Raw genomic sequence first — 13,377 nt, forward strand, 5'->3', positions numbered from 1 at the left:
GGCACAGTGGAGGTATGCCAGAATCCGCCGATTCCCGCCCAGGCCCCGCCGAGGTCACACCCCGGCTCTCGGCCCGGGACCGGTCCTGGGTGGAGGGCTTCGCCGGTCACCTGGTGCATGAACGGAACCGTTCGCCCCAGACCGTCCGGGCCTACGTCTCGGACTTGGAGGGCCTGGTTCGGGACGTGGCCGCCCACGCCGGGCTGGTGCCGGCGGACGGGGAATGGCCGGACGTACTGGGAGGCCTGGATCTGGCCGACCTGCGCGGCTGGCTGGGCCGCCTCTCCGCGGCGGGGCGGTCCCGGTCGACGCTGGCACGGAAGACGGCCTCCGTGCGAGTCTTCATGGCCTGGGCGGTCAGCCTGGGCCACCTGGAGGAGGATCCCTCCCTGCGTCTGAGCAGCCCCCGGCGGGGAGGCCGGCTGCCCGATGCGCTCAGCGCCGACCAGGCGGATCGGCTGCTCAGTGCCGCCGGACGTGGGGAGCCCGAGGACCCTCGGGAGCGCGCCGTCTCGCTGCGGGATGCAGCACTGCTGGAATTGCTGTATGCCTCCGGAGTGCGTGTGGCCGAGCTGGCTGGGCTGGACCGCCAGGACGTGGATCACGAGCGGCGCACCATGGTGGTCACGGGCAAGGGCAACAGACAACGGACGGTCCCCTTCGGGGCGCCTGCCGCCACTGCGTTGGAGCGCTGGCTGGACCAGGGGCGGCGGCACCTGACCGCTCCGGCCGGTGCCCCGTCCGGCCTCGCGGAGTCCGCGCTCTTCCTGGGGGTGCGGGGTGGTCGGATGGGCGTACGGCAGATCCGTGAGGTGGTGAACCGTGCCCTGGCCGGACTCGGGGACACCTCGGCCAGTGGGCCCCACGTACTGCGCCACTCGGCGGCCACCCATCTGCTGGACGGTGGCGCAGACCTGCGCAGCGTGCAGGAGCTACTGGGCCACTCCTCACTGCAGACCACCCAGCTGTACACCCACATCTCCGTGGATCGCCTGCGCGAGGGCTACCAGCGAGCCCATCCCCGGGCCTGAACCCGGCGGCGCGGCCCCAGGACGGTGTTGGTGTTGGCGTGCGAGGGGTTGGTGGTGCACAATGGTCCCGGAAGCACATCGGTGTCATTCGTTGGACTGACTTCGGGGCTTTCAGAGATCGCTGAAGAAACTGAACACATCGAGGCATCTGGCACGTGGGTGCCGCCTCCCGAGAACCGTTCCGGTTCAAGGGCCTGTGGGGTCGTTGGGGAAGACGTACCGCACAGCACTGGGAGGAACGTATGTCTGAATCAATGGTCCGTGGAATGCTCTACATCCACTCGGCCCCAGCCGCGCTATGCCCGCACATCGAGTGGGCTGCAGGCGCTGTTCTGGGTGCCCAGGATCCCCTGGAGTGGGCGCCGCAGACGGCCTCCCACGGTTCCTACCGCGCCGAGATCGTCTGGACCGGGCCGCAGGGTTCCGGATCCCGGCTGGCCTCCGCCCTGCGTGGCTGGGCGCATCTGCGCTATGAGATCACCGAGGAGGCCTCGGCCGGTGCTGACGGCAGCCGGTGGTCCCACACTCCCGAACTGGGCATCTTCCACGCCACCACGGACGTGACCGGCAACATCATGGTCTCCGAGGACCGCATCCGTTACGCCTATGAGCAGGCCCAGGGTGATCCCTCAGCCGTCTTCCATGAGTTGAGCCTCGCCCTGGGCGAGGCCTGGGATGAGGAGTTGGAGCCCTTCCGTCAGGCGGCTGACGGCGCGCCGGTCCGCTGGCTGCACCAGGTGGGCTAACCCCGGATCTCCTCCCTCCGTTCCTCCCGAACACAGCGGAACCCGCCAGGATGACCTGGCGGGTTCCGCTGTTTAACAGTTGATCCTCACTGCTGATCGCCTCCACGTGGCGCGAGGGATCAGCCCGGATCAGACGCTCCGGAACAGGGACACGGCGTTGTGGCCGCCGAACCCGAAGGAGTTGTTGATGGCCACGCGCTGACCGGACGGCAACTCACGGGGCTGTCCGGACACCACGTTGAGGGGGATCTCCGGGTCCTGGTTCTCCAGATTGATGGTCACCGGTGCCTGGCCGTGGTAGATCGCCAACACGGACAACACGGACTCCAGGGCGCCGGAGGCACCCAGTAGGTGGCCGGTCTGGCTCTTGGTGGCGGAGACGGCCACCTGGTCCAGGTGATCACCGAACACGGCCTTCATGGCCAGGTACTCGGGGCGGTCGCCGACCGGGGTGGACGTGGCGTGGGCATTGACGTGGCTGACGTCCTCCGGGGCGGCGTCTGCCGCCTCGAGGGCCAGCCGCAGAGCCCGGGAGGCCCCGAGCCCTTCCGCCTCCGGGGCGGTGATGTGGAAGGAATCCGAGGTCACGCCGGAACCGGCCAGTTCGGCGTAGACGCGGGCGCCTCGGGCAGCGGCGTGCTCCTCGGACTCGAGGACCAGAGCGCCGGCGCCCTCGCCGAGCACGAAGCCGTCCCGGTCCCGGTCGTAGGGCCGGGAGGCGCGCTCTGGTTCGTCGTTGCGGCGGGAGAGTGCCTGCATCGAGGCGAAGGCGGCGATCGGCAGCGGGTGGATGGCTGCCTCGGCTCCGCCGCACAGCACCACGTCGGCCTTCCCGGAGCGGATCAGTTCAAGGCCGATGTCCAGGGACTCGGTGCCGGAGGCGCAGGCAGAGACCATGGTGCGGGCGCCGGCCCGGGCTCCGAGGTCCAGGCTGATGGCGGCGGCCGGCCCGTTGGGCATCAACATGGGGACGGTCATGGGCAACACGCGGCGCGGCCCCTTGTTCCGCAGCGTGTCCCAGCCGTCCAGCAGAGTCCAGACGCCGCCGATGCCCGTGCCGAAGGACACGGCGAAGCGGTCGGCGTCCACCAGGGACTCGGCGTCCTTCTCGACGGCCAGGCCGGCGTCGGCCCATGCCTCGCGGGCAGCCACCACTCCGAATTGGGTGCTGGGGTCCATCCGCTTCATCTCCACCTTGGAGAGCTTCTCCGAGACGGGGTTGGTCGCCTGCGCCGCGAAGGTCACGGGCAACTCGTACTCGGCGACCCACTCCTGCTCCAGGGGTCGCGTACCGGGGGTTCCGGCCAGGGCGTTCTGCCACAGGGTCGGCACGTCACCGCCGATGGGGGTCGTGGCACCGAGCCCGGTGATGACGGCTTTGCGGTTCATGTGTCTACCTTCGGTCTGCCGGGTCGAGGGACCCGTGCTGGCTGTTCAGGGGGTGCCGGCTGGGAGCCGGCCCGCCGAGAGGAGGGGCCGGCCGGCGTCGGGAAGCGTGGTGTTCCCGGGCCGGCCGGAATCCTCACAGATGGTGGTTCTCCACCACCGGTTCAGGCCTGGGCGTTGGCGATGAACTCGACGGCGTCGTTGACGGTCTTGAGGTTCTTGACTTCCTCATCCGGGATCTTGACGTCGAACTTCTCCTCAGCGTTGACCACGATGGTCATCATGGAGATGGAGTCGATGTCCAGGTCGTCGGTGAAGGACTTGTCCAGCTGGACCTCTTCGGTCTCCAGGCCGGTCTCCTCGTTGACGATCTCGGCGAGGCCCGCGAGGATCTCTTCCTTGTTTGCTGCCATGGTGGTGGCTCCTTAGCTGTGGATGGTGATGGTGATCCGACGTCGGATGACGTGGAGGTCAGTTCAGAAAGCGCGGCCTAGGGCAGCCGCACCACCTGGGCGCCGTAGACCAACCCGGCGCCAAAACCGATCTGGAGGGCGAGGCCCCCGCTGAGGGAGGGGTCCTCCTGCAGGACCCGGTGCATGGCCAGGGGGATCGAGGCGGCTGAGGTGTTGCCCGTCTCCTTGATGTCCCGACCGATCGTCACTGTGTCCGGGAGCTTGAGCTGCTTGGCCATCTCGTCGATGATGCGCTCATTGGCCTGGTGCGGCAGGAAGGCGGCCAGGTCCTCTGCCCGGACGCCCGCCTGGTCAAGGGCCTCCTGGGCCACCTTCGCCATGGACCACACAGCCCAGCGGAACACGCTCGGTCCGTCCTGGTGCAGGGTGGGCCACAGCTTGTTCTCGGGGTCGGTCAGGGCGGAGGTGTCCCCGGTCCTCCGAGCGGTCTCGGCCGCATCGCGCAGGTCGAGCATCGAACGGGTCATGCTCACCGTCTCCCAGCGTTCGCCGTCCGATCCCCAGACGCTGGGGGAGATGCCAGCCTGATCAGAGGCGCCCACCACCACGGCCCCGGCGCCGTCGCCGAGGATGAAGGAGATGGAGCGGTCCGTCTCGTCGATGAAGTCCGACAGCTTCTCAGCACCCACGACCACCACGTTCCGGGCCATGCCGGAACGCACCAGGGCATCGGCCTGGGCCACCCCGTAGCAATAGCCGGCGCAGGCGGCGGAGATGTCGAAGGCCGGGGCCGGGGTGGCTCCGATGGCGTGGGCCAATGCTGCCGCGGCGGAGGGGGTGGCGTAGGGCGAGGTCACGGTGGAGACGATGACGGCATCGATGTCCGCCCCGGTGAGCCCGGCCTTCTCGAGGGCCTCCGTGGCGGCCGTGGCGACGAGATCGTTGAGGGTCTGATCGCGATCGGCGCGGCGGCGGGTGACGATGCCTGTGCGCTTCTGGATCCACTCGTCCGAGGAGTCGATGGGCCCGGCGATGTCGTCATTGGTCACCACCAGGTCGCCGCGGGCCGCTCCCACGGAGAGGATGCGGCTACCGGCAATGGGCTGGTACTGCTTCAGGGCGACGGTCATGGTGTCCTCGGGTCTGAGTGCTCTGCTGTGATGTCTCGTGTTGCTGCTGCTGCTGCTGCGTGCGTGCCGGATGGCGGTCCGGCCGGCACCGGAGCGATGTCAGCCTACTGCGCTGGTGCTGTGCTCGGCGATGAAGGCGCGAGCCGCGTCGAGATCCTCGGGGGACTTCACCGCCAACGTGGTCGTGCCCTTGAGGGCCCGCTTGGCCAGCCCGGTCAACGTGCCGCCGGGCAGGACTTCGAGGATGCCGGTGACGCCGGCCTCGCGCAAGCTCTCCATGCACAAATCCCACCGGACCGGGCGGGTCACCTGGTCCACGAGCTGGTCCACGAACTGCCGACCGGAGCTGACCGCGAGCCCGTCTCGGTTGGAGAACAGGGTGACGGCAGGGTCCGAGGCAGTGAGTGTGTCAGCGTAGGCCTTCAGGGCCGGAACTGCCGTGGCCATGTACGGAGTGTGGAAGGCACCAGCGACCTTCAGGGGGATGACGCGGGCCTTCGCCGGAGGGTTCGCGGCGAGTGCGGACAGCGCCTCCACCGACCCGGCGGCCACGGTCTGGCCGGCCCCGTTGGCATTGGCCGGCACCAGCCCGTGGGATTCGAGGTTGGTGAGTACCTCGTCGGGATCGCCGCCGAGGACCGCGGACATGCCGGTGGGTTCGGCGTCGGCGGCCTCGGCCATGCCCGTGGCGCGGATGCGAACGAACTCCAGGGCGGTCTCGGCCGTCAGGACGCCGGTCAGGGCGGCGGCAGTGATCTCACCCACGGAGTGGCCGGCCGCCGTCCAGGAGGCGGCGGAGAGGTCGCCGACGCCAAGGGCCCGGGCGGCCAGGAGGCCGGCCGCCACAATGAGTGGCTGGGCCACGGCGGTGTCCTTGATGGTGGCCTCGTCCGAGACGGTGCCGTGGGCCGTCAGATCGACGCCGGTGGCCGCGGACCAGGTGCCGAGGGTCTCGCCCATGCCGTCCAGTTCGAGCCATGGCGTGAGGAACCCGGGGGTCTGAGAGCCCTGTCCGGGGCACACGATTGCAAGCATGCCTTTAACTGTGTCAAAGCCGTGACCTCGTTCCGGGTCAGCAGGGGCACCAAGCTCCTCCTCGTGCATTGGAGGATTCCTACAACGAGCACATGCGGTCCTGGCCGGCCAGTCTGTCGGCCAGCCGGTCACTCCGCCCGGTGTAGGCGGCCCACGGCGAGGGCTGTCTGCAGCACGTAGGCGTCCCGGGGGACCAACGGGTCCCAGCCGGTCACCTCGCTGACCCGGCGCAACCGGTACCGGACGGTGTTGGCGTGGATGAACAATTCTCGGGCCGTGCCCTCGAGGGAGTGCCCCAGCGCGCAGTATGTGTCCACTGTCTCCAGCAGGGAGTTGCCCGCGGCCTGCAGGGGTGAGTAGACGCGGTGCACCAGGACGTCCACGGCGGCCCGGTCCCCGTGCAGGGCCCGCTCGGGCAGCAGGTCCTGGGCGTGGGCCGGGCGGGGTGCGCGCGGCCATGCTGGCGCCGCGGCGAGCCCGGCCAGGGCCTCCCTCGCGCTGCGGTGGGCATCGACCAGAGACTCCGAGACAGGACCGTGCACCACGGGGCCCTCGCCGAACCAGGGGGCGAGGACCTCTGCCGCCCGTTGCGGATCGGTGACGCCTCCGACCACCAGGACGATCCGTTCGGACTGGACGCCCACCAGCAGGTCGTGGCCGGCACGGACCGCGGCGCGGCGTGCGCCGGCGAGCCGTGCGGGGAGTTCATCGGTGGGGGTCGGGCCGGCGATCACCATGATGCCCCTGCCACCGTTCCAACCGGCGGCCGCGGCCCGGGAGAGGATCTCATCCGGAGCCTCGCCACGCAGGACGGCATCCAGCAGCACCACTTCGTTGCGGCTGTCCCAGGCGCCGCGGTTCTCAGCCGCTCGCGCATAGACGTCCGCCAGGGCGAAGGCGATCTCCCGGGAGTACCGCAGCACGGCCTCGCGGACGAGCGTCTGGTCCCGGTCCTGCACGATCTCCGGCACCTGGGTCTCCACCACGTCCACCACGGTGCGGATCAGCTGCAGGGCGCGCTGCAGACTGATGGACCGGGTCAGCTCGGTGGGTGCCCCGCCGAAGACCTCTCCCAGCAGGGTGGTGATGGAGGTCGAGGGCCGCTCGAACCAGGAGAGGAAGCCCGTGAGACCCCGCTGGGCGATCAGCCCGAGGGAGGACCGCTCGTCCGGCGTCAGCCGTCGGTACCAGGGCAGCGTACTGTCCAGACGCTGGAGGGTCGCCGTGTTCAGCACCCCCAGGTGGGCCCGCAGCCGGCGCAGGGACTCCGCGGAGATCGCGCGGGACGGCGGGGTGCTGCGGGCGTCGGACATGGTCTCGAGCATAGGTGAGGGATGTTGCGGGTGAGTCGCGCGTGACGCGCTGGCGGTTGTGGGAACCCCACAATTGCCAGCGGCGGCCGGCCAGGTGCACGGTGCACCTCGCCGGCCGCCGCCGTCGGTATTCAGGGCCCAGCCCCGGTCCGCGATCCGTTCAGAAGGGCGTCAGGAATCCCCGCCGACGGTGCCTGTGGTGCCGGCGTTGACGTCGTCGATCCGGTACTTCCGGTACGCCTCGGCAGCGGTTCCGGCCGGGACCGAACCGTCCTTCTCCAGCATCTGCAGCGCCTTGACCACCATCGAGTGGGTGTCGATGTGGAAGTAGCGCCGTGCGGCCGCCCGCGTGTCGGCGAAGCCGAACTCGTCCGCACCCAGGGTGGCGAAGTCGTTCGGGATGAAGGGACGGATCTGATCCGGGACCAGTGTGGCGTAATCGGTCGTCGCCACGATCGGCCCGTTGACCTCCGCGAGCTTCTGCGTGATGTACGGCGTCCGGGCCGTGCCGTCCTCGTTCCGCATCGCCTCACCCTCGGCGTCCACGGCGTCCCGGCGGAGCTCCGTCCAGCTGGTCACCGACCACACGTTCGCGGCCACGCCCCAGTCCTCTGCGAGAACCGAGGCGGCGTCGATCACCCAGGGCAACGAGACGCCGGAGCCCATGAGCTGGACCTGGGGCCCGTCGCCCTCGGCCTGGCTGTAGCGGTAGATGCCCTTGAGCAGTCCCTCCACGTCCAGGTCCTCGGGTTCCGCCGGGTGGATGATCGGCTCGTTGTAGACGGTGAGGTAGTACATGACATTGCGGACGTCGTCTCCACGGTCATGCTCGCCGTACATGTCCTCCAGGCCCTGGCGCACAATGTGGGCGATCTCGTAGGAGAACGCCGGGTCGTACGTCTTCACGGCCGGGTTGGTGCCCGCCAGGATCGGGGAGTGCCCGTCCATGTGCTGGGTGCCCTCGCCGGCCAGGGTGGTGCGCCCGGCGGTGGCGCCGATCACGAAGCCGCGGGTCAGCTGGTCACCGGCGGCCCAGAAGGCGTCACCGGTGCGCTGGAAGCCGAACATCGAGTAGAAGATGTACACGGGGATCATCAGTTCGCCGTGTGTGGAGTAGGACGTGCCCACCGCGGTCATGGCCGAGGTGGCCCCGGCCTCGTTGATGCCCACGTGGTACAGCTGACCGGAGGTGGACTCCTTGTAGGACAGGAACAGCTCCCGGTCCACGGAGAGATAGTTCTGACCCTTGGGGTTGTAGATCTTGGCCGTGGGGAAGAACGAGTCCATGCCGAAGGTCCGGGCCTCGTCCGGGATGATCGGCACGATCCGGTTGCCGATGTTCTTGTCCCGCATCAGGTCCTTGAGCAGGCGCACGAACGCCATGGTGGTGGCAGCCTGCTGCTTGCCGGTGCCCTTGCGGGCATGCTTGTACATCGCCTCCGGCGGCATCGGGATCCGGTCGTAGTCGGTGCGTCGCTCCGGAGTGAAGCCGCCGAGCTCACGGCGCTTCTCCATCATGTACTTGATCTCCGGGGCATCGGGACCCGGGTGGTAGTACGGCACGTTGTACGGATCGGCCTCGATCTGCTCGTCCGTGATGGGGATGCGGTGACGGTCGCGGAAGGCCTTGATGTCCTCCACCGAGAGCTTCTTCATCTGGTGGGTGGCGTTCTTGGCCTCGAAGTTCTGTCCCAGACCGTAGCCCTTGACCGTCTGCGCGAGGATGGCGGTCGGCCTGCCCTTGTACTCCATGGCGGCCTTGTAGGCGGAGTAGACCTTGTAGTAGTCGTGGCCACCGCGCTTGAGGTTCCAGATCTCGTCGTCGGACATCTCGGCGACCATGTCCTTGGTGACGGAGGAGCGGCCGAAGAAGTGCTCGCGCACGAATCCGCCGGACTCGGCCTTGTAGGTCTGGTAGTCCCCGTCCAGGGTCTCGTTCATGATCCGGACGAGCTCGCCCTCGTCGTCCTGGTCCAGCAGCTGGTCCCACTCGCGGCCCCAGAGGACCTTGATGACGTTCCAGCCGGCGCCACGGAAGTAGGCCTCCAACTCCTGGATGATCTTGCCGTTGCCGCGGACCGGGCCGTCGAGGCGCTGCAAGTTGCAGTTGATGACGAAGTTCAGGTTGTCGAGCTTGTCATTCGCGGCGATGTGCAGGGCACCCCGCGATTCCGGCTCGTCCATCTCGCCATCGCCCAGGAAGGCCCAGACCTGCTGGTCCGAGGTGTCCTTGATGCCACGGTTGTGCAGGTACCGGTTGAACTGCGCCTGATGGATGGCGTTGATGGGTCCCAGGCCCATGGACACCGTGGGGAACTGCCAGAAGTCGGTCAGCATCCTCGGGTGCGGGTAGGACGGCAGGGCGTGCCCGGCCCTGGACTTCTCCTGGCGGAATCCGTCCAGGTCCTCCTCGCTCAGCCGGCCCTCGAGGAAGGCGCGGGCGTAGTTGCCGGGGGAGGAATGGCCCTGGAAGAAGATGTGGTCGCCTCCGCCGGGGTGGTCCTGGCCGCGGAAGAAGTGGTTCAGCCCCACCTCGTAGAGGGTGGCCTGACCGGCGTAGGAGGAGATGTGCCCGCCCACCCCGACGCCGTCGCGCTGGGCGCGCTGGACGATCATGGCGGCATTCCATCGCAGGTAATTGCGGTAGCGGCGCTCGAGCTCCTCATCGCCGGGGTACTCGGGTTCCTGATCCACCGGAATGGTGTTGACGTAGTCCGTGGTGGTGACCATCGGCACGCCGACGGACTTGGTCCCGGCACGCTGCAGGAGTTGGCGCATGATGTACTCCGCGCGCTCCGTTCCGCGCGCCTCGATGAGTCCGTCGAAGGACTCGATCCATTCGGCCGTCTCCTGCGGATCCTTGTCTGGCATCTGGTTGGTCAGGCCACTCAGGATGTGGGAGCTCTCTTCAGCTGCGCTCACGGCAACCTCTCTGTCGGCGGATGGTGATCCGCTGGTCTCCAGGGCCCGCGGTCCGTCCCGGGATCATCCGGGCGGAACGTCTGTGCGGCGGGTCCTCTGCTTCCATCCCCGACTGTATAACCTGTACCGCCTCTCCCGCAGGCAGGGGTCGCCTCCATGACGCGCCTCTGGGCCAGCTGACAGGCCCCCGGGTGCCCGTCGGGAGGCCATCGGGACACGGTGTCATGGCCCAGAGTGTCCGGGACCACGTAATCTGGTGAGATGATGCCCTTATGGGTAGCTCGCAACAGTCAAGGAGAGATGTGAACCAGCCAGACTCCGCCCCCGCGGTAGGAGGAACAACGGAGACCAGTGACGGGCCGGCCTCGAAGATGGGCCTGTCCGCCGGTCAACTGGTCCAGGAACTGGGTTTCGACGAGGACATCGACTTCGATTTCCGGAACACCCTCGAGGACGAACTCGGCACCGAGCTCCTGACCGAGGAGGATCAGGAACCGGTGGATGCCGTCATGCTGTGGTGGCGGGAGGCAGATGGGGACGTCGATGACCTGGCCGACGCCCTGATGGATGCGCAGACCTCCCTGGACACCGGGGGAGCGCTGTGGCTGCTGACCCCCCGCAATGGCCGTGAGGGGCACGTCCCCCCGGCCGACATCGCCGAATCCGCGCCGACGGCCGGACTGCACGTGACCACCACCGCCGGGGTGTCCGCGGATTGGACCGCGACCCGCTTGGTCGGCAAACGCAACCTGTGATCGGTTCCCCGGAGGGACGTCCAGTACTCCGGGACCAGCACGGTCAGCCGTGGCCCTGGCCACCGCTGGCACCCGCCGGTGCTGGACCGGAACAGGGGGCCGTGCCCGACGACGGCCCGGCCCCCTCCCGGGTGTGGCTGTTCTTCCTGCCGGGGGCCTTCACCCCCGTGTGCATGGGGGAGCTGGGCTGGGTCGACGAACTGGCCGAGCGGCTGGCCCCGGCCGGCGTCGGTCTCCGGATCCTGTCCTGTGATTCCGCAGCGGTCCTGCGCACGGTGTCCGAGCAGCTCGGGATCCAGACGCCCTTGCTGTCCGACTTCTGGCCCCATGGGGCCGCTGCCCGCGCCGTCGGGGAGTTCAACGAGACCACCGGCCGCGCGCTCCGTTCGAGCGTGCTCGTGGATGCCGCCGGCACGGTGTTGGCGCGAGTTCGGTCCGGAGCAGGGGCGGCTCGGCGGCTCGAGGACCACTTCGGCTAGTCATCTCGGCTAGCATTGACGCTTTGGGGCCTATAGCTCAGTTGGTTAGAGCACTTCGTTTACACCGAAGGGGTCGGGGGTTCGAGTCCCTCTGGGCCCACCGTTGAAGACGTCGCAGCACTCCTGACATCGGCAGGTGCCGGTGTTGTTGAGAGGGCGGCGAAGGGCCCAGGAGGTTGGTGCCGAGGATCAGCTCGAGACCGTCGGTGGACTCGCGGAGGTGCGGCATCGGCGCAGGTGTTCCGCCACGGCGCGGCCCCGGTCCGGATCTCGGGAAGGGGCCACCAACCTGGCCTCCGCCCGGGCGGCTGCGCGGGCCATGGTGACACGGTACCGGCGGCCTGTGGGAGGGACCGCAGGACGGAAACCCTGGCTGCGTCCGTGGTGAGCAGGTTATTATCGGGGGTTGCTTCCGGAATACGGGAAGCCCACTGACCGTTGAAGTAGTCACTGCGGGAAGACCAGCCGTCTGAAGGGATGCACGCCACATGGCCATGACCCGAACCATGTTCAAGTCCAAGATCCACCGGGCCACCGTGACCCAGGCGGACCTGCACTACGTGGGATCCGTGACGGTGGACCAGGACCTGCTCGACGCCGCCGACATCCTCCCCGGCGAGCTGGTGGCGATCGTCGACGTGACCAACGGGGCGCGGCTGGAGACCTACACCATCTCCGGCGAGCGGGGCTCGGGCGTGCTCGGGATCAACGGCGCCGCCGCACACCTCGTGGACGTGGGGGACACCGTCATCCTCATCACCTACGCGCAGCTCGAGGACGCCGAGGCACGCGCCTTCGTGCCCCGTGTGGTCCACGTGGACTCCGACAACCGGATCGTGGACCTCGGCACCGACCCCTCGGAGGCCCTGACGCCGGAACTTCAACGCCCGCCGTACGCGGTCGCAGGCTAGGGGCGACGGACTCCACCACAGCTTCACCGACGGCCGACCGCAGGACGCGGCCGGCCGTCGTCGTTCCCCCCCGGGAGCCTCACCGCGGGAGAGTTCACGGTCTGTTCACTGCGGTATCCCGGTGTGACGCTGCCGGCGGTAGCCCGTCCGTTCGATGATGGACAATGAATGCCTAGCCCGGCACCGCCCCGTCCCCGGTCCAGAAGGAGATCCACCCCCCATGCTGCTTTCCCCGGATGCACCCCGAGAGAATCTGCGCGAGTTCATCGACAAGCTCCGTGAGGGCGGGTACACGGTTGCTGACAAGCACACGCCGGACCCGGACCTGATCACCCCGGACGGGAAGGCCGTGGAGACCTGGCGGGAGGACTACCCCTACCAGGAGCGGCTCTCCCGCGAAGAGTACGAGATTGAGAAGTACCGGCTGCAGATCGAGCTGCTGAAGCTGCAGTACTGGGGCGAGGACACCGGTCAGCGGCACCTCATCATCTTCGAGGGCCGGGACGCCGCCGGCAAGGGCGGGACCATCAAGCGTTTCACCGAGTACATGAATCCCCGGACCGCTCGTGTGGTGGCGCTCAACAAGCCCTCGGATCGCGAGCAGGGCCAGTGGTACTTCCAGCGGTACATCAACCACTTCCCCACGGAGGGCGAGATCGTGCTCTTCGACCGCTCCTGGTACAACCGCGCCGGAGTGGAACGCGTCATGGGCTTCAGCAGGGACGACCAGTACGCCACCTTCATGAACCAGGTGCCGCTGTTCGAGAAGATGCTCGTGGACGACGGCATCCACCTGACCAAGTTCTGGTTCTCGGTGACCCAGTCTGAACAACGCACCCGATTCGCCATCCGGCAGATCGATCCGGTGCGCCGCTGGAAGCTGTCCCCCATGGACCTGGAGTCCCTGGACCGCTGGGAGGACTACACCGCCGCCAAGGAGGCCATGTTCCTCCACACGGACACGGACCACGCGCCCTGGACCACCATTCGCTCCAATGACAAGAAGCGGGCGCGGCTGAATGCCATCCGGTACTTCCTCTCCCAGTTCGAGTATGAGGACAAGGACCACGCCGTGGTCGGTACGCCCGATCCACTGATCGTCCGCCGCGGCCGGGACGCCGTCGGCGACTGATCTGCCCGGAAGGGGCAGCTGGCGCCGTGACGATCATCGGTTCCATCCCCGCGCCTTCTTCGGTAGCTTGTCGCCCATGCATCAGATGAGACGCATCTGACAGGCTGTCATCCGAGGGGGAGAC

At 68.3% G+C, this 13,377-nt stretch carries 12 protein-coding genes and 1 tRNA gene; 7 read left to right on the plus strand and 6 right to left on the minus strand.

All coding sequences use genetic code 11. The annotated features are described in order from the left end of the window. The first annotated feature begins 14 nt into the window (after positions 1-14). A complete protein-coding gene (locus IMT31_RS15480) occupies positions 15-1,031 on the plus strand; it encodes a tyrosine recombinase XerC (protein WP_413543343.1) in 1,017 nt (338 codons plus the stop codon). A 242-nt stretch (positions 1,032-1,273) separates the two neighbouring features. After that, positions 1,274-1,777: a DUF3145 domain-containing protein gene (locus IMT31_RS15485; protein WP_345362056.1), complete on the plus strand. Its 504-nt coding sequence runs from the start codon at positions 1,274-1,276 to the stop codon at positions 1,775-1,777. A 129-nt stretch (positions 1,778-1,906) separates the two neighbouring features. Here the strand turns inward: IMT31_RS15485 and IMT31_RS15490 are convergent, their stop codons facing one another. The 6 genes from IMT31_RS15490 to aceE form a co-directional block, all read right to left on the minus strand. Further along, entirely contained in the window at positions 1,907-3,166 is a 1,260-nt protein-coding gene (locus IMT31_RS15490; RefSeq protein ID WP_413543344.1) for a beta-ketoacyl-[acyl-carrier-protein] synthase family protein, read from the minus strand. A 161-nt stretch (positions 3,167-3,327) separates the two neighbouring features. Next, positions 3,328-3,576, minus strand: a complete 249-nt coding sequence (locus IMT31_RS15495; protein ID WP_309809124.1) for an acyl carrier protein — start codon at positions 3,574-3,576, stop codon at positions 3,328-3,330. 77 nt (positions 3,577-3,653) lie between these two features. Next, positions 3,654-4,706 carry a beta-ketoacyl-ACP synthase III gene (locus tag IMT31_RS15500; RefSeq protein ID WP_413543345.1) on the minus strand — a complete coding sequence of 351 codons (1,053 nt, stop codon included), beginning with the start codon at positions 4,704-4,706 and terminating at the stop codon, positions 3,654-3,656. 99 nt (positions 4,707-4,805) lie between these two features. Continuing rightward, on the minus strand, positions 4,806-5,741 hold the full coding sequence (locus tag IMT31_RS15505) for an ACP S-malonyltransferase (protein WP_413543346.1): 936 nt from the start codon (positions 5,739-5,741) through the stop codon (positions 4,806-4,808). Positions 5,742-5,869: 128 nt separating this feature from the next. After that, positions 5,870-7,054: a PucR family transcriptional regulator gene (locus IMT31_RS15510; protein ID WP_413543347.1), complete on the minus strand. Its 1,185-nt coding sequence runs from the start codon at positions 7,052-7,054 to the stop codon at positions 5,870-5,872. A gap of 171 nt (positions 7,055-7,225) precedes the next feature. Then, a complete protein-coding gene (gene aceE / locus IMT31_RS15515; protein WP_345362038.1) occupies positions 7,226-9,976 on the minus strand; it encodes a pyruvate dehydrogenase (acetyl-transferring), homodimeric type in 2,751 nt (916 codons plus the stop codon). A 302-nt stretch (positions 9,977-10,278) separates the two neighbouring features. Between aceE and IMT31_RS15520 the strand changes: the two genes are divergently transcribed. The 5 genes from IMT31_RS15520 to ppk2 all read left to right on the plus strand — a co-directional run bounded on the left by IMT31_RS15520 (position 10,279) and on the right by ppk2 (position 13,253). Continuing rightward, complete coding sequence (locus IMT31_RS15520) at positions 10,279-10,731, plus strand: DUF3052 domain-containing protein (RefSeq protein ID WP_345362035.1); 453 nt, start codon at positions 10,279-10,281, stop codon at positions 10,729-10,731. Between the two features lie 101 nt (positions 10,732-10,832). Continuing rightward, positions 10,833-11,210: a redoxin domain-containing protein gene (locus IMT31_RS15525; RefSeq protein ID WP_345362032.1), complete on the plus strand. Its 378-nt coding sequence runs from the start codon at positions 10,833-10,835 to the stop codon at positions 11,208-11,210. Between the two features lie 26 nt (positions 11,211-11,236). After that, positions 11,237-11,310, plus strand: a tRNA-Val gene (locus IMT31_RS15530). Positions 11,311-11,704: 394 nt separating this feature from the next. After that, the gene (panD, locus tag IMT31_RS15535) at positions 11,705-12,121 is read left to right on the plus strand and encodes an aspartate 1-decarboxylase (RefSeq protein ID WP_345362113.1); all 417 of its coding nucleotides are present in this window, start codon (positions 11,705-11,707) and stop codon (positions 12,119-12,121) included. A 220-nt stretch (positions 12,122-12,341) separates the two neighbouring features. Beyond that, positions 12,342-13,253, plus strand: coding sequence for a polyphosphate kinase 2 (ppk2, locus tag IMT31_RS15540; protein WP_345362029.1), 912 nt, complete (start codon positions 12,342-12,344; stop codon positions 13,251-13,253). The last annotated feature ends 124 nt before the right edge of the window (positions 13,254-13,377 follow it).

Source organism: Citricoccus nitrophenolicus (assembly GCF_047305825.1).
GTDB classification, from domain to species: Bacteria; Actinomycetota; Actinomycetes; order Actinomycetales; family Micrococcaceae; genus Citricoccus; species Citricoccus nitrophenolicus.

What these genes read in the sequence shown, in the direction of transcription:
- IMT31_RS15480 (WP_413543343.1), top strand. Translation starts at nt 15, where the DNA reads ATGCCAGAATCCGCCGATTCCCGCCCAGGCCCCGCCGAGGTCACACCC.
- IMT31_RS15485 (WP_345362056.1), top strand. Translation starts at nt 1,274, where the DNA reads ATGTCTGAATCAATGGTCCGTGGAATGCTCTACATCCACTCGGCCCCA.
- IMT31_RS15490 (WP_413543344.1), bottom strand. Translation starts at nt 3,166, where the DNA reads ATGAACCGCAAAGCCGTCATCACCGGGCTCGGTGCCACGACCCCCATC.
- IMT31_RS15495 (WP_309809124.1), bottom strand. Translation starts at nt 3,576, where the DNA reads ATGGCAGCAAACAAGGAAGAGATCCTCGCGGGCCTCGCCGAGATCGTC.
- IMT31_RS15500 (WP_413543345.1), bottom strand. Translation starts at nt 4,706, where the DNA reads ATGACCGTCGCCCTGAAGCAGTACCAGCCCATTGCCGGTAGCCGCATC.
- IMT31_RS15505 (WP_413543346.1), bottom strand. Translation starts at nt 5,741, where the DNA reads ATGCTTGCAATCGTGTGCCCCGGACAGGGCTCTCAGACCCCCGGGTTC.
- IMT31_RS15510 (WP_413543347.1), bottom strand. Translation starts at nt 7,054, where the DNA reads ATGTCCGACGCCCGCAGCACCCCGCCGTCCCGCGCGATCTCCGCGGAG.
- panD (WP_345362113.1), top strand. Translation starts at nt 11,705, where the DNA reads ATGACCCGAACCATGTTCAAGTCCAAGATCCACCGGGCCACCGTGACC.
- ppk2 (WP_345362029.1), top strand. Translation starts at nt 12,342, where the DNA reads ATGCTGCTTTCCCCGGATGCACCCCGAGAGAATCTGCGCGAGTTCATC.